Consider the following 17,883-nt stretch of genomic DNA (forward strand, 5'->3'; position numbering starts at 1 on the left):
TTCACAGATCGCTACTAGGAGACACAATGCGCGCGGCCCGACTCCATCAGTTCGGCACTTCACCGGTCATCGACGACATCGACATTCCCACACGTGAATCCGGTCAGACGCTCGTGCGCATCGACGCTGCCGCGCTCGGCCATCTCGACATCACCGTCGCGAGCGGAAACTTCGGAGTCAAGCCGAACCTGCCACATATCGGTGGAACAGACGGAGCGGCGACGGTAATCGAATCCGACACCTATGAGCCTGGCACCCGCCTTCTGGTCCGAGGCGGCGGAGTCGGCCTGTTCAAGAACGGTTGCTGGGCTGAGTATCTGGTAGCGGCAGACAAGGCGTTCACACCCTTTGATCCCGCACTGTCGCCGGCCGTCGCCGCAACCTTCTTCCTGCCCAGCACAACCGGCTATGTTGCCGTCAACGACATTGCAGCCGTCGCTCCCGGCGAACGAGTTGTTGTCGCCGGAGCATCCGGCGCTGTCGGATCGATGGCAGCACAGTTCGCTCTGCTTGCCGGAGCGTCCGAGGTAATCGGTGTTGTACCGCGCGAAGATCAGGCTGCCTTGCTTCCGGAGGGTGTGCGTCCCGTCGTCGGGCAAGGCGACGAACTTGCCGGAGTGGTGGGATCCGAGCCTTCCGTCGACGCCGTGATCGACACGCTTGGCGGCGACGGCTTGCCGCACCTTCTGGCGAGTGTTGTCCCCGGTGGCCGGGCTGCCCTGATCGGATATACCTTGGGTAAGAGCCTCACCCTGGACTTACCGAACTGGTTGCTCAGCGATGTCCGGATCCTGCCCGTCAACATGATTCGCAAGACTGCCCGGCAAGCCGAACTGGCACCTGAAATGATCCGGCTGCTCATCGAAGGCAAGATTTCCGTTGCAGTGCAGGAGTTTCCGCTGGATGACATCGCAACGGCACTGCAGTTGATGGGTGAGGGCAAGGTTGCCGGCCGGGCCGTCGTCGTACCCTGAGGGATACAATTACCCATGCACCACGACGCACATGCCATTCCGCGCTCGCTTCCGGATTTGATCCGGAGGCGAGCTTTGGAGCGTCCGGAGCACCCGGCGCTCGTCGTCGACGGGATCACGGTCACCTACCGCGAATTGCGGGATCGTGCAGCGTCGATGGGGGCGGATCTCCGTAATCACGGTGTCGGCCGTGGGGAGCGCGTGGCGGCACTGTCCGGCAACAGGATCGAACTGGCAGACCTTGTTCTCGGATGCGCGTGGATCGGTGCGGTTGTCGTCCCACTCAATACGGCCCTCCGAGCCGACAGTGTTGCCAGCGCACTCGAACAGGCTGGTGTACAACGGATCCTGGTTTCACCCGAATACTCAGGCGCTGTAGCCGGATTCGACGGCACCGTGTGGGTCATGGGTGAACAGTGCGTCCCCACTGCCGGTTCGCATCCGGGCTGTGAGCCCGAGACCCTCGATCCGCTCGACCTGGCCGCGATACTCTTCACCTCCGGCACCACCGGTCTGCCCCGAGGCGTCCGATGCCCGCACGCGCAGTTCCTGCAGTGGGGCAAAGGCGTCGGCGCCTCACTCGGGCTCACCGGGGACGATGTGCTGTACAACTGCCTGCCGCTGTTTCACACCAATGCTCTCAATGCCTTTGTTCAGTCCCTTTGGGCCGGGTCTACTTTTTTCCTGGGACAACGCTTTTCGGTCCGCAATCATTGGCGCGAAGTTCGCGAGATCGGCGCAACTGTCGACTACCTGCTGGGTGCGATGGTGGCCATGTTGATGAACGCGGACCCATCGCCGCAAGACCGACAGCACAGCGTCCACGTGGCACTTGCCCCCGCAACGCCGGCTCATCTGATCGAACCGTTTGCCCAGAGATTCGGTGTAGAACTCGTGGACGGATTCGGAAGTACCGAAACCAATCTCGTGATCGGCACACTTCCGGGAGATCGGCGGGCCGGGTACATGGGGCGGGTGATGAGTGGCTACGACGCCGCAGTCGTCAACGACGGTACTGCTGCCGCAGACGGGGAGCCCGGCGAACTGGTGGTCCGCAGCACGATCCCCGGCGCCTGTTCACTGGGCTATCTGGGCGAGGAGATTCCGGCGACGGAGAGTTGGATACAGACCGGTGACAGGGTGATTCGGGAAGCAGACGGCTGGTTCCGATTTGTCGATCGCATCAAAGACGTGATTCGGCGCCGCGGTGAAAATATTTCCGGGGCCGAAGTGGAAACCGTTCTGGCGTTGCATCCGTCGGTCGGTCAGGTTGCCGTCTTCCCGGTACCGTCGGATCTGGCCGAGGACGACGTCATGGCAACTGTAATACTGCGCCCCGGAGTATCTTTCGACCCCATTTCGATTCTGGAGTTCTCCCAGCAACAGCTGCCGTACTTTGCACTTCCCCGGTACATCGACGTCGTGGACACGTTGCCACTCACCGAAACCGGCAAGGTACAGAAAGCAGTGCTACGTGAGAGGGGCGTCGGCCCACACACCTGGGATTGCGAGAAGAGCGTGTTCCGCGCCCGGCGATAGACCGCGCCTCGCTACTTGCCGCAACCGTTGAACGAACACATCACCGGACTGCAGATCGTGCGCAGAGCCAGCGGGTCGCTCGGCGAATGTGTGCACTTCATGGCATGAAGTTTTCGGGTGATTCCGGCGCCGGCAGTGCGCAGGGCCCCTGTGATGCGGCTGACGTTGAGGCGAGCCGTCGGCGCTGTCACAGACAACGCGCCGGCCAGAGTGCGCGGGCCGCTGAACACCGGCACTGCGACGCTCATGTACCCGAGCCGTGTCTCCTCGACCTCCACCGCGAGTTGTTCCTTACGCATCCGCTCGGTTTGCTGGCGCAGCACGCTGACGGACATCGTCGTTCGACTGGTCAAGGCGGTGAAACCCTGCTCGACTACCTCGTCGAAGACCGATTGCGGGGAGAAGGCAAGGATGATCTTGCCGGTGGCGGTGCAGTACAGCGGGAGCCGACCGGCCACCCGCGACTGCTGATTCAGCCCGCGGTGTCCGATGATCTTCTCGATGTAGAGGACGTCGATGCCGTCACGAACCGCAAAGTGAACCGTCTCCTGCGTCGCCAGCAGTAGGTCCTCCATGTACGGCAGCGCCGCGTCGCGCAGAATCCGCTGACGCGGCACCAATTGGCCCAGCTCGAACAATCGCAGGCCGAGCCGGTACTTGGTACCCGCGCGCTCGAGCAATCCCCACTCGACCAGCTCGCCGGCCAACCGGTGAACCGTCGCTTTCGCGACCCCACTGCGCCGGGTGAGCTCCGTCAGAGACAGGTCACTGTGGTCGGTGTCGAAAGCGTCCAAGATCATTCGAGCCTTGCCCAGGACCGAGGACAGTTCACCTGCAGGCTGCGATGCAGCGGTCGTTTCCGACGCGATGGGTAGTACGGATCCGAACCCGACGGATTGTTGTGGAGCGGCCATGAGTGTCCTCCTGAACGATCTGTGACAGCCTGCCGAGACCGAGTGCCACAACGACCGAGATCGGTCGGGGTCCTCGTTAGGTGCAGGTGCTTCGAGACTGACACTATGGTGACGACACGATGAGACGCACGCCACACGGTCCGCTCAGTGAACCCGTCCCGCAGAGTTTACACGGGGCGCCTACCTGCGTAATTCTCCAGAAACATGCGGACGGCGGATGCAATCTGCGGAGCGTGCTCCTCGACGAGTGCGACGGTCCCCGATTCGACGATCTCCGTTTCCACCACTGCCGCACCCGTCAGGTGTGCACGTAACGGCGCAATGTTAGGCATCGAGAAGGGATCCTTCTGCGCGCCGATCAGCAAAACCGGCGCAGTCACCGAACCGACTCTCGCCTCCATGACGTAGCGGGCGCAGGCTTTGTGCCCCTCCGCCGGATCTACCCGGTAGGCAAGCGCGTCTCGGATGAACCTGTCGAGCAGTGCGGTGCCTGGTTCGGGGTAGTAGGGGCGACGCATCTCCCACAGCCTGGTCAGATGGCTACCGTCTGCGGCCCGGTCGACGCAGTCGATCCCACCGGGTCCCGAGTGCCCCTCGCGGTAGTTGCGGTCGGTCCACGGGCACGACGAGAGCACGGCAGCGTGCACCCTCTCGGGGCGTGATGCCGCCATCTCGAGCGCCACTGCCGCACCGGTGTGGTGACCGATGACCGTGACTCGATCGACGCCCAGGGTGTCGAGCAATTCCCACGCGCCTCGCGCATAGGTCTCGATGGTCTGCGGGCCGGGCACCGGAGCACTGTTGCCGTACCCCGGCATGTCCATCGCGACAACGCGGAAGTCGTCGGCAAGGAGTGGAATGAACTCGCGGAACTCGTCCCACGACCGGGGCGCCTGATGAAGCAGGAGAATCGCCTCACCCGAACCTTGCTGCGCGTAATGCAATTGCCCGAAAGACGAATCAACGTATCCGAGTTGCAGGCCGCCAGCCATCAGAACGCCGCAACCATCGGGGTATCGACGCCGACGATGTCGATCTTTGCCGAACCACCCGGATTTCCGACGGGCTCGCTACGGGTAGGCAAGACCTCGAGGAAGAAGCGCTTGTTGTCTTCCTTGAAATCCGGGTCTGCTTTCCGGTCGACGGTGATCGCCTCCACCGGGCAGGCCAATTCGCAAGCGCCGCAATCGATGCATTCGTTCGGGTTGATGTAGAGCTTGCGATCACCCTCGTAGATGCAATCCACGGGGCATTCTTCCATGCATGATCGGTCCGTGTAGTCGATGCATGCTTCACCGATGACAAATGCCATTGCCTAGCTCTCCTGTTCGGTGGAGTGTCCAGGGAAGATTTCTGCTTCCGGATCCAGCACTGCCGCAGCGTTGTTCACCGCAGTCGCGGCCTCGCCGAAACCGACGGCGATCAAGCGGACCTTGCCGGGATAGTCCGTGATGTCCCCGGCGGCATACACACGCGGAACATTCGTCTCCATCCGTGTGTTCACCGCGATGTGGCGATTGTCGATCTCGATTCCCCACTCCATCATCGGACCGAGGTCGGCCGTGAATCCCAATGCAGCGATGACGGATTGAGCGAGCAGCGTGGACGTGCTCTTGTCTTGTTTGTGGGTGATGTCGACCTCGCCGATCCACCCGTTTCCACGTACCGCCGAGACATCGGCGTTGACGAGAACCTGGACACTGCTTTCCTGCACCTTGGCGACTGTGGATTTGTGCGCGCGGAAACGATCTCGCCGGTGAACCAGGGTGACGGACTTGGCAATTGGTTCCAGGTGAACGGCCCAGTCGAACGCGCTGTCGCCGCCACCGACGATGACAACGTCTTTCCCGGTGTGCGCCGACAAATCCGGGACGAAGTAACTCAGCCCCCGATCCATGAACTCCGAACCCTTCGCCAACGGACGCGGGGTGAAGGTTCCGATGCCGCCGGTGATGACAACCGCGCCGGCCACCACGACCTGGCCCGTGCTGGTGGTGATCCGCACCCGGCCGTCGTCGTCATGCGACAGCTCACGAGCCTGCATGCCCAGAAGGTACACCGGATCGAACGGGGCAGCCTGCGCCATCAAACCCTCGATGAGGTTGCGTCCCTTGACCGAAGGGAATCCCGCGATGTCGAGGATCGCCTTCTCCGGGTACATCGCACTGACCTGTCCCCCCGGTTCCGCAAGGGCATCGATCACGGCAACCGAGAGGCCGCGGAAGCCTGCGTAGTACGCGCCGTACAGCCCGGCGGGGCCGGCACCAATGATCAGAATATCGACGCCGATCTCGTTGTCGGTCGCCGTGGAAGACGTTTTGTTCACACTCGATACGGTATTGCGCCGACGGACTCACGCAAATGAAACCGGTCCGCTCAACAGACCTCGGTAACAGTTGCGGGACAACACGAAAAGGGCCCGCCGACCTCTCGGTCGACGGGCCCAATGCTCGCAGGAATTCAGTGCGCGAAGAATTCAGTGCGCGAATACCTCGGGTTCGTCTGCTGCGATCTTCTGGATGATGGTCGAGTACGCAAACCACCCCACCTTCTCGGTGCCGACTGCTTCGTAGGTCTGCGCCGCGATCTTCTCGTGCAGGACAACCGGATCACCGGCGGCTCGCGCCGTCAACTCCGCCTGCATCGACCGCTCCATCGACACATACCACCACACTGCGCTCTCCACGGAAGTTCCGACGGTCAGATGACCGTGGTTGGCGAGGATCACGGCCTTGTTCGATCCGAGGGCATCCGCGATGCGAATCCCCTCCTCTTCGTCCAGCGCCACCCCGTGATACTCCTCGTAGATCGAGTGATCCTCGTGAAAGGCGCACGCGTCCTGAGTGATCGGCGTGAGGCGGGTGTGCAGCGAGGAGAACGCCTTACCGTTCAAACCGTGAGCGTGAACAGCTCCGATGACGTCGGGACGAGCCTCGTGAACCTTGCTGTGGATGACAAACGCTGCTCGGTTGAGCGGTCCGTCTCCGGAAATGACCGCGCCGTCCGACGCCACATGCAGCAATTCCTCCGGCTGAACCTGGGAGAAGTGCCGCCCGAACGGCGCAGTCCAGAAAGTCTCCGGATCTTCTGGGTCTCGGGCGGTGATATGTCCCGAGATTCCCTCGTCCAAACCGAATTTCGACAAAATCCGATACCCGCCGATGACAGCGGTCTTGCGACGACGCCGCTCACTCTCGATATCGGTGAACTCGGGCGGTCCCGGAATTCCGGCCTGCTCGGCAATGCTCAGCGGGTGATTCATGCTGCGCTCCTGACTATTTGACGCCGTAACGCGCGAGGTACCGCGAGGACAGAATGCGGAGAATCCGGTCGAAGATGAAGCCCATGATGCCCAGGACGATGATGCCGACGAACGTCCAGTCGATCCGGCCGTAGTTTCGAGCCTGCCAGATCATCGAACCGATACCCTGGTCGGCGGCGACGATCTCCGCCGACACGATGGTGAGGAAGCTGTTGCCCATCGCCAGGCGAGCGCCCGTGACGATGCCGGGGATCGACGACGGCAAGACCACCGTCTTCATGATCTGAAGTTTGTTGGCACCAAGATTTGCCGCTGCCTGCAGTTTGTTCTCGCTGATCGCTACAGTCGCGGCAATCGTGCTGACCGTGACGATGAATACCGAGGTGTAGAAGATCAGAACAACCTTCGACGTCTCACCGATGCCGAACCAGACGACGGCGAGAGTGACAAACGCAATAGGCGGAATGAACCGGAAGAACTCGATGTACGGATCGAGGAGCTGTCGCACGATGGAAATGCGGCCCATCAGAATTCCGACGGGAGCACCGATCACGACACCCAGGAACCAGCCGATGAGAATTCGCTGACCCGATGCGGTGATCGACGACCACAGAACGCCGCTCTCCCACAGTTCCTGTGCCGCCGACCATACTTCGGCCGGTGATGCAATGGTGGTCGGCCCGTACCACCACGCCAGGAACGACCAGATGCCCAAACCGATTGCCGCTGAGGCTGCATACATCAGCGTCGCTTTGACAATCTTGGATCGCCGCGCCGACGAACGCTTTTTTGTCTCCGCCACCTTCGCTGTTCTCACACCGGCTGAACCACCGGTCACTACAGCCGTCACAGCTCGTCCTCCTCAATGCCTTGGTTCCGCAGCGACGCAACCACTTCTGCCCGAATGTCGTCCCGCAGCTTCTCGTAGAGCTCGATCACCTCGGGATCGTTGCGGTCTCGCGGACGAGCCGCATTGACCTCGTAGACGCTCTTGATCCGGGCCCGCGGGCCGGCCGACATCACGATCACACGGTCAGCCAACGTCAGTGCCTCGTCGATATCGTGAGTCACGAATACCACGGTGCAGCGGGTGTGCCGCCAGATACGGTCGAGTTCGGTCTGCAGAACCTGACGAGTCTGAGCGTCCAACGCACCGAACGGCTCGTCCATGAGAACCAACGACGGCTGGTTGGCAAGAACTCGTGCGATCTGAACACGTTGCCGCATACCGCCGGACAGCTGCGAGGGGAACTTCGCACCCGCGTGGGGCAAGCCGACCATCGCGAGGTACTCGGCCGCGATACTCGCCTGCTCGCTGCGGTTCGCTCCACGCATCCTGGGGCCGTAGGCCACGTTCTGGCTCACGGTCATCCATTCGAACAACGCTTCGGAGCTCTGAAACACCATGCCGGCGTGGCGGTTACTGCCGGCGACGACATCTCCGTCGCACACGATCTCGCCGGCGCTGGGTTCCACGAAGCCGGCCATGGACGACAGCAGCGTCGACTTGCCGCAGCCACTCGGACCGAGCAGACAGACGAATTCACCTGGCTGCACGTGCATGTCGATTCCGGCGACGATCTCCGCCGCGCCGAAGCTGATTCCGAGGTCGACCACGTCGATGGCAACACCGGTGTTCTTCTTGCCGGGGCCGGCTGTCCCCGCGCTATTCGTCGAGCTGGTCGTTGAACCACTTGTTGCGATACTCACTGTGCACCATCCTTGTACCAATCCAGAAGCATTGCCGATTCGAGATCCGGCTGGTCGCTGAGAACACCGATCGACTTGTAGAAATCTACGATCGATTGAGCCGACTCGACATCCGCAGCTTCGAGATTCACCACGGCGAAGTCGATCTCGTCCACCGCGGCAATAGTCTGATCCTCGCTGACGTTCACAGCCGCCTTGGTCGCGGACGCTGCCACGCCCGGATCCGACTCGACCTTGCGCGTTGCCTCGTCGAGCACCTTCGCGACGGTTCGCGCTGTCTCTTCGTTGGCCGACAACCACGGAGCCGTCGTGATCGCCCAATGATGATAGAACCAGCCGTAGTCTCCGGTTACTGCCACCACGTGGCCGGTTCCCTGATCCAGGGCGGTGGCCGGCCACGGCTCCCACAGGACAAACCCGTCGATGTCGCCGCGACTGAGCAGTGCGGGCATGTCCGTCGGGGTCGCCGAGATCATCTCGACCGAACCGGGGGCAATGGAATTGGCAGCGAGGTACTTGTCCGTCGAAATCTGGCTGAGACCCGGGACGATGCCCATCTTCTTGATCGCAGCCGGTGAGTCGACACCGTTACGCAGCACGACCTTGATGTAGTCACCCGACGCCTCGTACGAGTACATCGCGCGCAACGACGGATTCTGACGCAACTGGGCGATCGTTGTCGTATCGGAGCTACCGGCGATCTGGACCTGCCCGGTCGAGAGTGCGTCGACGGCCTCGCCACCACGACCGAACTGGACGAGTTCGACGTCCAAACCGGCAGCGTCGAACATGCCTTCCTGATCCGCTACGAAGAACGGAGCGTAGGAAGCATCGATTCCGACTGCGATACGCAGTGGTCCACTTCCGGCAGAATCAGCTGTGCTTTGCGTCGCCGGGCGGCTGCATGCGCCGGTTGCAACGGTCAGCAGCAGCGCAGCCGAAACAAGAGCAGTCCTTCCAAACTTTGACAGCGAGGCCATCTACTCACACCTTTGTTTGTGATCTGTGCCGCAGTTGCGGGTCGTGGAGAGCAAACCTAGCTGTGTGTACCTACACCCGAGAACCAACCGGGTCCACCGTGCGGACCGGGGACAGGAACTTACCTCGGCGAAACACTGCACCTGGAGGAACGTGCGGACCGAAATACTTCGGTAACACGGCCCTCGATCACAATGTCCACCGAATCACAATGTCCACCGAATTGTCTGCGAGCGCAGCGCACTGGCGACATTCTGCGCCGTCATCGAATAGATCGACGCACGCGCTCCGGCGCTGCCGCCGGCGACGTGCGGGCTCAGGAGGGTCGAATCGAATCCACGGAGCGGGCTCGAAATCGGTAGTGGTTCAACGTCGAACACATCGAGCGCAGCGCCGCCGACATGCCTGGAACGCAAGGCACGCGCCAATGCCGCGTCGTCGACGACAGCGCCGCGCGCCACATTGACCACGATCGCTCCGGTGGGCAACTGCGCAACTCGATGGGAATTGATCAGTCCCCGAGTTGATTCCGTAAGCGGGACGGCCAGCACCAGGACATCCGCGAGAGGCAGTAACTCGTCGAGTGACACAAACGTCGCAGCCACAGTGTCACGCGGTCTCGAACGCGCGGTGACGTAGACGTCGCAACCGAAGGCGGCAAACAATTCTGCACACCGGCGGCCGATCGAACCAACACCTACGACGCCGACCCGGCGCTGCGCCAGATCGCGGCAATCGCGCGTCAGGATGGATTCCTGTGGCCATCGACCATCGGTAACCTCGTTGTGCGCCCAGAACATGGAGCGGCACAACACACCTGCCGCGAGCACTGCCCACTCCGCAACCGAGTTCGCGTTTGCACCGGGAGTATTCGCCACCGGAACTCCGGCGGCGCGCCAGGCTTCGGCATCGATGAAATTGGTTCCGGCACCAGGCTGTTGGACGAGGAGCACATTCCGGCCGAGCTCTGCTTCCTCCTTGCCCAGTGGCAGATCACCACTCCAGTCCCCCACCACGACGTCGCATGTCGGCAACTCCGCACGGAGCGCCCCCGTGGTGCGCTCAGGTAATCGAACTACCTCCGCCTCACCCCTGACGGCGTCACGGATTGCGGTACCGAGTCCGTTGTCGGCGTCGGCCGTCAGCAGAAGTACTTTCTTCACGAGAACTCCTTCGCTGTAAGACGATGACTGTACCTTCGAAAACGCGGAAGCCGGCCTCCCAATCGAGAGACCGGCTCCATTACGCAGCAGCATATTTGGCAGGAACTTCTCAGATAGCTGCCTTCGCGCTGGCTGATGCCTTTGCCAAGAACTCGAGGCTCAGCGGGTTGTACTTCGCTGCCTGCTCGTGCTGCGGCCAGTGACCGCACTCCGAGTAGAGTTCGAGCTGAGCGCCCGGAATATCCTCGGCCATCTTCTTCGCTTCCGGAACATCACCGAACGGATTTTCCTGACCCCAGACCACAAGAGTCGGCGCCTTGATGAGTGCCATTCGATCCGGGCGCAGCAGGTTCCGCTGGCGAACCTCCATCTCCTGCAAGGAAAGGAGGTTGTGGATGTTGGCGACAAAGTCAGGCTGATGGTAGATCCGGTGACGAGCCTGAACCAATTCCTCGGTTGCATCGGCGGGATCATGCATGAGCAACTGCATACGTGCGCGGGTCAATTCGATGTCGTCACTCTGGACGGCCTTCGCGGTCGACGTCTTGATGCGCTCCATGACTACCGGGTTCGCGACTGTTCCGCCTGCTGCCAGCAACTGCAGCGACAGAACACGTTCGGGCTGCTCGCTGGCCAGGTAGGCAGCGACCCAACCACCGAGGCTTTCACCCACCAAGTGCACACGGTCCAGTCCGACCGCGTCGAGGTAGTTCACCAAATGCTCGACGTAGCGCGGAATCTCGTACGGGTAGTCAGGCTTGCCGGTGTAACCATGGCCGAGCATGTCGATCGCGTGAACCCGGTAAGACTCGGCGTGCGGTGCAATATTGCGTGCAAATGCCTCGAGGTGTCCGCTGGTGCCGTGCAGGAAGATCACGGCCTCGTCACCGGATCCTGCCTGCAGAGAGCGCGTGGGCACACCGCCGGCGTCGACGGTCGTCAACTCGAAATCGAGCCCGGCAAGTTCGTTCCAGATTGTCATCAGAGAAACTTCCTTTACTGAAGGTGCAGATTATGTTGTTGCGCTGTCTGTTCCAGCTGGATCGAGAATCGTGACACCCATACCGGTGAGCCACTCGGGAATCGCTTCGTAGGCAAGGCGTTCACCCGGAACGTAGTCGAGCATCGCGGCCATCATGAGCCAGGTCCGCAACTCCTGCGCACCGTTGCCCGCCTCGTCTTCGATCTGCTGCGTCGTGAACTCGGCAAGCTCACTTGCCTTGCCGCTGGCAAACAGATCAAGAATTCGGTCATCGAACTCCGGAGTGATCGCGGCATCGGCTGCGCGGATGATCTGGCGTCGCCGGACGTCGTAGTCGGACCAGTTCTCCCGGCCGTCCAGCCAGGCTTGAACCATGAAATCCTCGTCCTCACCGTGCGGATCCCGCCAGTCCGGCCAGGGCAGACGATGAGACAATCCACCGGACGCGATCACCACGACCCGGGTATCCGCCGGATACGACGCAACGGCATCCCGCAGGGCCTTCGCCACTTCCTCACATCGCTTGAACGTCGGGAGGGGCGGCGCGAATACGTTGACCACCAACGGAACTATCGGAACATCGATTCCGTCGAGAAGGTACTGAATCGCGTGAGACTGACCATGATCGATCTGCAATCGCGCCGAGTAGGCAAGATCGAACCGGCCACCTTCGATCAGCTCGTTTGCAAGGTGCCTGGCGAACTCCACGTCGACCCGTTGCGGCCCCTTGGGTGTTCCTGACTCGCCACTGGAAATGCACTCTCCGACGCCGAGAGTGAACGCCGGAATCAGATCCAGCCAGAAACCGCGAAAGTGGTTGGAGCCGAGAATCAAGACAACATCGGGTTTCGACGCCGCGATCTTCTCCCGGCTCAGATACAGCGCGTCCCGGAAGCGTTCGGCCTCCGCCTTGTGCGTCGTCTCTTCCCAATGGGTGTTCATCAAGGTGCTGTGGGAGGCACCGATACCCAGAACTATCTTCGCCATCAGTCGATTCCTACTTCCTCGAGCGAGCGGGTGACGGTGTCGAGGGCCACTCGGATCAGATACTTCGTAAATCTCTCCGCCGCAGCCAGGTCCACAGTGTTCATCCCCATCGCGAAGTCCACCTCGAACGGTGCGTCGACCACCTTGGGCATACCCACCCGAATCGTCGGGATGCCGCGGCTGCGCAGGATGTTTGCGTCGGTGGCTCCACTCGCGTCGAAGAAGTCCTGATGCGGCTCTCCTTCGGCAGCTTCCCACGCGTGGACTGCGGCGCGGCGCAACCACATTCGAGGGTCGGAACCCTCACCGGGGATGGCAAGAACCTGTTCGACGTCGATCTGCAGATCCAGCGATTGTGCGATCTCCGCAACGACGGCTTTGAGTTCGCGCTTGGCCGCGGTGGGCGTCGTCCGCGGGCTGAGCCGTAGATCAACGGTAAGGCGCACCTGCTCGGGGGTGAACGACGCTGTTCGCTCCCACCCGCCGCGGATGTTGGCAACGATCCCCTGAGGCGCAACCAAACCGTCCTGATGCGCCGCCGAGTACTTCGGGAACCATTCCTCCAACTTGGCGACCACCTCGCCGGCTGCGGTAATCGCGTTGCGGTACGGCAACCGGTGGCGCGAGCCGACGTAGGTGTGCAGACCGTGCACCGTGATCTCGAACCAGGCCAGTCCCACTTCTTCCCAGGAAACCGTCCAGCCGGGCTTGGCGATCAACGCGCAGTCCGCCCACACTCCCTGTTCCAGGAGGAACGAGCAGCCGACGCCCTGGCCGGTGTTGCGTCGGGGGTTTCCGACACCGGGGCGGGCATTGGTCGGCATACCACCGGCGCCGAATCCGAGCACCAGGTCACCGCGGAGCGGAATACCGGCTGCGGCAATTGCTTCGGCCGCCGCGACAATGCAGACGGCGTGGCCTTTGGGGTTCGACGCACCCAATCCGATCACGTAGTTCTCGTCGAACTGGGCGTGCGGCGTCAGATCCGCTCGCAGCTCATTTCCCACCCACGGCAGGTCTTCCGCCGGATCGCCGGTCGTGACGGTGTCGATCGGCGCATACAGCAACAGGTCCGGTCCCGACCCGTCACCGCGGAGCCTTCCCCACGAGTTCGCCTGCCGATCATCGAGATCCATTGTGTGGGCCTCGATGCCCGACGCTGCCAGGACCGCCGTGATGTGGCGGGCCAGCGGTGCTTCGTCACCCGTCGGACTGGGAATGTTGACCACCGAAGTGGCGAGATCCCGCAATCGCGCACGATCGACATGGGCGTAGGCTCGCTCGACCCATTCCCGGCGCTCGTCGCCTAGGCCTGCGAGAGCATCGGCCCTCGCAGTGGTCATGGATTGACCTGATGTACCTGAGTATTGCTGCGCTCGCCGGCCAGCTGCCACAGCTTGGGAACTGCCACTGCAACAGCGGCACCGATAGCGACAGCCGTCAGAATCTTGAACATGTATCTCTCCTATTCGCTGGTGCCGGTGGGAATCTGAGCGTCGGCGACAGGGGCCGAGCGGGGCGTTGGCGTCCGGCGCTCTCGGGTGGGCCTGACCGGCGCCTTGGGGGTGTGCTTGGCCGCGTCGGCGATCTTCTCGGCGTACTCTTCCTCTGCCAGATTTCGCCACGTCGTCAGCGACACGTCCGGTCGGTACAGCTTCTCCGGCGGTGCGTCGGTGACCTCGACCATCCACGCATCCTGACCCGAGAACTGACCGTGGAACAGCCAGCGGATCGCGCCGAGGTACTTGGCGTAGAAGCCCAATTTTGCTGCGCCGGAGACGAAGTTGACCATGAGGCCGACGTACTTGTGGTTGTCTTCGTCCACCGGGACGTAGAACTCGTAGTGAATGAACTTGGGGTACGCGATGCGCAGGACACCCGGCATGGACAGTGAAGCAAAACCGGGGAAGTTCTGAGCTGCGATCACAGGATTGACGTCCAGACCGGCGCCGACGTTTCCGATCTGCGAAATCTGGGTCTCGTCCGGCTTCTTCTTCCACCACCGCTTGTTCGTCCAGGTTCCCACGCCCGGGAATTCCGCCTCCCAGTACACCTCTTCCTGCACGCGGTAGATCCAGCGTCCCTCCGGAACGATGCTCGTGATGTTCCACGTCGGCATCGGCTTGAACAGACGCCACAATGCGGTGCGGTGCAGGTACTTCGCATGTCCCTCGTCGAAACCGTTCTCACATGCGAAGCGCCAGTTGCCTTCTCGGGGCTGAATCCGACCACCGACGATACCCTTGTTCTCCACCAGCTCACGCGGCAACTGGTCGTCGATGGACGGCGCCGGCTCGTTGGCGATCGGGATGTACACCCACACCAGACCGAGTCGCTCCTCGATCGCATAGGTCTGGACGTTCAGCTTGCCGCAGATCTTGGAATCCGGACCGTCGGTGATGACCGCGGCCAGCTTGCCGTCAGTGAGTCGGTACGTCCAGCCGTGGTACGGGCAGCTGACAGTTCCCGGGAACTGCTGATCGCCCTCGGACAACGGAACGCCGCGGTGCGGGCACCGATCGTGCAGGGCATATGCCTTGCCTGCGTCGCGGATGATCGCCAGCTTTTCACCACAGATGGTGAAGCTCTTGGGGTCTTTGGTGATGTGGTTCGACCACGTGACCGGGTACCAGTAACCGCGGTATCCGCTGCCGGCTGCGTTGTAACCCGGCCATGCCGTCCAATCCTGCCGACCGGCCGCTCGTGGCCGCTCGGGCAGCGCGAACGTGGCTTCCGACGCCTCGACACCAGTCATGTGAAGTCCTCTCGACACTGAACGTTTGAATGAAACAGATCTTGGGTGAGATTGCGGTCTACGCCAATGGATTCGGTTCGCTCAGCAGACCCGGACCACCACAGCGGTTCCGACGGCACACAGCACGCCATTGTCCGAATGCTCCCGCAATGCCAAAGTTAGTTGGTCACTGTTGATTTGGGACACTTCACCCGACACCTCGAGTGTGGTTCCGACGGGCGCGGGCGCACGATTCTGCCAGGAGACGGACACAACTCCTTCGTATCCACCGGCAAAGTGTGACGCGGCACGAAAGAACAGCGTGCCCTGCAACTGGGCCATCACCACCGGTGCGGACAACCCCTCCGTCTGCGCATAGGAGGCGTCGTAGTGAATACGGTGCGAATTGTGCGTCGACGCCCCGAATCGAAGGATCCGAACCGGATCGCAGACCAAGGTCACCGATTCGATCGGCGTGCCCACGACTACTGTTTCGGTCATCGGACGATGAACTTCTCGACGACCTCGGCGAATGCGCCGGACTGCGCACCCCGGTAAGTCTTGGTGACCGAGAGCAGCAGAAACTCGTCCGGAGCCCGGCCCTTGGTCGTCACGGTATCGAGTACTCGCCCTACGACGACAGCCTCACCCAGCGGGGCCGGTCGCAAGAAAGTCACACTCTGCCCGCCGGCCATCAAGCGCACGTCGATACCGTCTGTGCCCGGCACTTCGTCACGGAACATGCCGTCTGCTCGGTACTCTCGATCGGAGCCACCTTGCGGTCCTCGCAAAAGCGAAGGCAGATACATCGGATGGACGGCAAATGCCGGGTGCTCCGGGTCGAGAAACCGGGGGTCCGTCTCGGCGGTGGCAACCGCAAACGCAACCGACTCCGCCGGACGCACCGTTCCCAACTCTCGCGTTTCCCGCGTACCGATCATCGCCTCCGCGCGATCACGCGCGTGCTCGAGTTCTGTTCTCATGCCAGCACGCTAGGCATTCGGAAGTCTCACAGCCACGAACCGGGTTCGCCTGCCGGACCGCGATACTTCCCATACCGCTCACCTCGAGGTCAGGTATAGCCATGGCTGATCAACCGAAGAGCTTGTACGCCAAAGCAGATGGCGTCACATTCCATTACTACGACCTCGGCGAGGGCGACCCCACGATTTTCCTGCACGGAGGCGGCCCCGGCTGCACTGCGTGGTCCGACTTCGGGCCAGTGGCACCGCTCTTCGCCTCGGATCGACGAGCGATTCTCGTTGATCTGCTGCAATACGGTCGGTCCGACAAGTGCACCATCGCCGGCCCAATGTGGGACTTCCACGCCGCCAAGGTGGTTGCCCTGCTCGACGAACTCGGAATCGAACGCGCAGACTTCGTCTGCAACTCGTGGGGCGGCACCATAGCTCTCAATCTTGCGGCAAAGTACCCGGAACGCGTTCGCTCCCTGGTGATCACGGGCAGCATGCCCGTCTTCTACGGTCCACTCGCGCCGCTCCCCGAGGATGGCCGTCGTGGCCGCAACGCCCGCGACGTCTACTACGGCGGCACCGGCCCCACCCTCGAAAAACTCCGCACCTTGATCACCAGTCTCGAATGGTTCGACGGATCGAAGTTGCCCGCCGAAACCCTCCAGATGCGATACGAGCAAAGTCTCGACCCCGAAGAAATGGCCCTGGCTGCCTCGGCGGACTCACCTCGTGGCGATTGGCAGGATCTCACAGCTGAACTCGGCCAGATCCAGGCGCCGACGCTCTTCGTCTGGGGCATGCACGACGCATTCCTCACCCCGGACTACCCGCTCATGCTTGCGCGGATGATTCCCCATGGCCATCTCTACATCATGGACAAGGCGTCGCATCATCTTCAGGAAGAACGACCATACGACTACTACAGTGTAGTTTCGGGTTTCCTTGACCAACAGCACAACTGAACGAACGGTGATCGCCCCGAGGGGCGGTGCACGGATCCGATTGGTACTGCTTCTCGGAATTCTCACCGCCCTCGGGCCGTTCACCGTCGACATGTATCTTCCTGCGCTGCCACAGATCACGCAGGAATTCGGTACGTCGGACACGATGGTTCAGCTGACCCTGACGGGCACACTGCTGGGTCTGGCTTTCGGCCAGTTGCTCATCGGCCCACTGTCCGACATCTACGGACGTCGACGTCCCCTGCTCGTGGGCACAGTAATTCACGTCGGCGCGTCGTTGGCCTGCTTCTTTGCTCCGTCCATCGAAGTCCTCACTGCGCTGCGAACCCTTCAAGGTTTCGGCGCCGCCGCGACAGGCGTGATCGCGATGGCAATCGTTCGTGATCTATTCACCGGACACGATGCGGCAGTTGTACTTTCGCGGCTGATGTTGGTCATGGGCGTAGCGCCCATCCTGGCCCCCTCCATCGGCGGGGCACTGATGTCCGTAACACAGTGGCGCGGAGTCTTTCTCGCTCTCTTCATCCTGGGCATCGCGATGATCGCACTCGCGGCAGTATCGCTGCCGGAAACACTTCCACCCGAGAATCGGTCGGGGTCTGTCCAGAAAACGGTGTAATTGATTGGTTTCTAACTACTTTCGTCCGGCAGACAGCCGTCCGTCGAACGTTATCTCGAAGGCATTCAGTGCTGCCTTCCATCGG

17 protein-coding genes and 2 pseudogenes are annotated in these 17,883 nt (G+C 61.9%); 4 read left to right on the forward strand and 15 right to left on the reverse strand.

Annotation, left to right across the window (positions count from 1 at the left end):
- The first annotated feature begins 26 nt into the window (after positions 1–26).
- Together V3587_RS25110 and V3587_RS25115 are read left to right on the forward strand one after the other, a co-directional pair.
- On the forward strand, positions 27–974 hold the full coding sequence (locus V3587_RS25110) for a quinone oxidoreductase family protein (protein ID WP_007731598.1): 948 nt from the start codon (positions 27–29) through the stop codon (positions 972–974).
- Positions 975–989: 15 nt separating this feature from the next.
- Positions 990–2,513: an AMP-binding protein gene (locus V3587_RS25115; RefSeq protein WP_007731600.1), complete on the forward strand. Its 1,524-nt coding sequence runs from the start codon at positions 990–992 to the stop codon at positions 2,511–2,513.
- Positions 2,514–2,524: 11 nt separating this feature from the next.
- On the opposite strand, the gene V3587_RS25120 is transcribed toward V3587_RS25115, so the two are convergent.
- From V3587_RS25120 to V3587_RS25190, 15 genes and pseudogenes are all read right to left on the reverse strand, one after another.
- Positions 2,525–3,427 carry an IclR family transcriptional regulator gene (locus V3587_RS25120; protein WP_007731601.1) on the reverse strand — a complete coding sequence of 301 codons (903 nt, stop codon included), beginning with the start codon at positions 3,425–3,427 and terminating at the stop codon, positions 2,525–2,527.
- Between the two features lie 167 nt (positions 3,428–3,594).
- A complete protein-coding gene (locus V3587_RS25125; protein WP_007731603.1) occupies positions 3,595–4,419 on the reverse strand; it encodes an alpha/beta fold hydrolase in 825 nt (274 codons plus the stop codon).
- Positions 4,419–4,739 (reverse strand): DUF362 domain-containing protein, encoded by a 321-nt coding sequence (locus tag V3587_RS25130; RefSeq protein WP_007731605.1) that lies wholly within the window; start codon positions 4,737–4,739, stop codon positions 4,419–4,421. The genes V3587_RS25125 and V3587_RS25130 overlap by 1 nt, the downstream gene beginning before the upstream one ends.
- Before the next feature lie 3 nt (positions 4,740–4,742).
- Positions 4,743–5,753: an NAD(P)/FAD-dependent oxidoreductase gene (locus V3587_RS25135; protein WP_007731607.1), complete on the reverse strand. Its 1,011-nt coding sequence runs from the start codon at positions 5,751–5,753 to the stop codon at positions 4,743–4,745.
- Between the two features lie 150 nt (positions 5,754–5,903).
- Positions 5,904–6,692: pseudogene (locus V3587_RS25140) on the reverse strand (class II aldolase/adducin family protein); the annotation flags it as partial.
- Between the two features lie 10 nt (positions 6,693–6,702).
- Positions 6,703–7,539, reverse strand: coding sequence for an ABC transporter permease (locus V3587_RS25145; protein ID WP_019746502.1), 837 nt, complete (start codon positions 7,537–7,539; stop codon positions 6,703–6,705).
- Complete coding sequence (locus tag V3587_RS25150) at positions 7,536–8,399, reverse strand: ABC transporter ATP-binding protein (RefSeq protein WP_007731623.1); 864 nt, start codon at positions 8,397–8,399, stop codon at positions 7,536–7,538. Before V3587_RS25150 ends, V3587_RS25145 begins: the two co-directional genes overlap by 4 nt.
- Positions 8,396–9,379, reverse strand: coding sequence for an ABC transporter substrate-binding protein (locus V3587_RS25155; protein ID WP_007731624.1), 984 nt, complete (start codon positions 9,377–9,379; stop codon positions 8,396–8,398). The genes V3587_RS25150 and V3587_RS25155 overlap by 4 nt, the downstream gene beginning before the upstream one ends.
- A 204-nt stretch (positions 9,380–9,583) precedes the next feature.
- Positions 9,584–10,540 (reverse strand): NAD(P)-dependent oxidoreductase, encoded by a 957-nt coding sequence (locus V3587_RS25160; protein WP_019746501.1) that lies wholly within the window; start codon positions 10,538–10,540, stop codon positions 9,584–9,586.
- A gap of 109 nt (positions 10,541–10,649) precedes the next feature.
- Entirely contained in the window at positions 10,650–11,522 is an 873-nt protein-coding gene (locus tag V3587_RS25165; protein WP_019746500.1) for an alpha/beta fold hydrolase, read from the reverse strand.
- A gap of 30 nt (positions 11,523–11,552) precedes the next feature.
- Positions 11,553–12,509, reverse strand: a complete 957-nt coding sequence (locus tag V3587_RS25170) for a 3-(2,3-dihydroxyphenyl)propionate dioxygenase (RefSeq protein WP_007731630.1) — start codon at positions 12,507–12,509, stop codon at positions 11,553–11,555.
- Entirely contained in the window at positions 12,509–13,852 is a 1,344-nt protein-coding gene (locus tag V3587_RS25175; RefSeq protein ID WP_007731632.1) for a M20 family metallopeptidase, read from the reverse strand. The genes V3587_RS25170 and V3587_RS25175 overlap by 1 nt, the downstream gene beginning before the upstream one ends.
- A gap of 122 nt (positions 13,853–13,974) precedes the next feature.
- On the reverse strand, positions 13,975–15,264 hold the full coding sequence (locus V3587_RS25180) for an aromatic ring-hydroxylating oxygenase subunit alpha (protein ID WP_007731634.1): 1,290 nt from the start codon (positions 15,262–15,264) through the stop codon (positions 13,975–13,977).
- 81 nt (positions 15,265–15,345) lie between these two features.
- The gene (locus tag V3587_RS25185; protein ID WP_007731636.1) at positions 15,346–15,744 is read right to left on the reverse strand and encodes a hypothetical protein; all 399 of its coding nucleotides are present in this window, start codon (positions 15,742–15,744) and stop codon (positions 15,346–15,348) included.
- Entirely contained in the window at positions 15,741–16,226 is a 486-nt protein-coding gene (locus V3587_RS25190; RefSeq protein WP_007731639.1) for an FAS1-like dehydratase domain-containing protein, read from the reverse strand. The genes V3587_RS25185 and V3587_RS25190 overlap by 4 nt, the downstream gene beginning before the upstream one ends.
- 101 nt (positions 16,227–16,327) lie before the next feature.
- Here V3587_RS25190 and V3587_RS25195 point away from each other — a divergent pair, with 101 nt between their 5' ends.
- On the forward strand, positions 16,328–17,179 hold the full coding sequence (locus V3587_RS25195; protein ID WP_019746496.1) for an alpha/beta fold hydrolase: 852 nt from the start codon (positions 16,328–16,330) through the stop codon (positions 17,177–17,179).
- Positions 17,180–17,186: 7 nt separating this feature from the next.
- Positions 17,187–17,777: pseudogene (locus tag V3587_RS25200) on the forward strand (Bcr/CflA family efflux MFS transporter); the annotation flags it as partial.
- Between the last annotated feature and the right edge of the window lie 106 nt (positions 17,778–17,883).

This window comes from Rhodococcus sp. IEGM 1306, from assembly GCF_036541985.1.
GTDB lineage: Bacteria > Actinomycetota > Actinomycetes > Mycobacteriales > Mycobacteriaceae > Rhodococcus_F > Rhodococcus_F qingshengii.

Coding starts and splice junctions, on each gene's coding strand:
- V3587_RS25185 (WP_007731636.1), bottom strand. CDS start 15,744: ATGACCGAAACAGTAGTCGTGGGCACGCCGATCGAATCGGTGACCTTG.
- V3587_RS25120 (WP_007731601.1), bottom strand. CDS start 3,427: ATGGCCGCTCCACAACAATCCGTCGGGTTCGGATCCGTACTACCCATC.
- V3587_RS25180 (WP_007731634.1), bottom strand. CDS start 15,264: ATGACTGGTGTCGAGGCGTCGGAAGCCACGTTCGCGCTGCCCGAGCGG.
- V3587_RS25155 (WP_007731624.1), bottom strand. CDS start 9,379: ATGGCCTCGCTGTCAAAGTTTGGAAGGACTGCTCTTGTTTCGGCTGCG.
- V3587_RS25110 (WP_007731598.1), top strand. CDS start 27: ATGCGCGCGGCCCGACTCCATCAGTTCGGCACTTCACCGGTCATCGAC.
- V3587_RS25175 (WP_007731632.1), bottom strand. CDS start 13,852: ATGACCACTGCGAGGGCCGATGCTCTCGCAGGCCTAGGCGACGAGCGC.
- V3587_RS25125 (WP_007731603.1), bottom strand. CDS start 4,419: ATGGCTGGCGGCCTGCAACTCGGATACGTTGATTCGTCTTTCGGGCAA.
- V3587_RS25195 (WP_019746496.1), top strand. CDS start 16,328: ATGGCTGATCAACCGAAGAGCTTGTACGCCAAAGCAGATGGCGTCACA.
- V3587_RS25115 (WP_007731600.1), top strand. CDS start 990: ATGCACCACGACGCACATGCCATTCCGCGCTCGCTTCCGGATTTGATC.
- V3587_RS25190 (WP_007731639.1), bottom strand. CDS start 16,226: ATGAGAACAGAACTCGAGCACGCGCGTGATCGCGCGGAGGCGATGATC.
- V3587_RS25165 (WP_019746500.1), bottom strand. CDS start 11,522: ATGACAATCTGGAACGAACTTGCCGGGCTCGATTTCGAGTTGACGACC.
- V3587_RS25130 (WP_007731605.1), bottom strand. CDS start 4,739: ATGGCATTTGTCATCGGTGAAGCATGCATCGACTACACGGACCGATCA.
- V3587_RS25170 (WP_007731630.1), bottom strand. CDS start 12,509: ATGGCGAAGATAGTTCTGGGTATCGGTGCCTCCCACAGCACCTTGATG.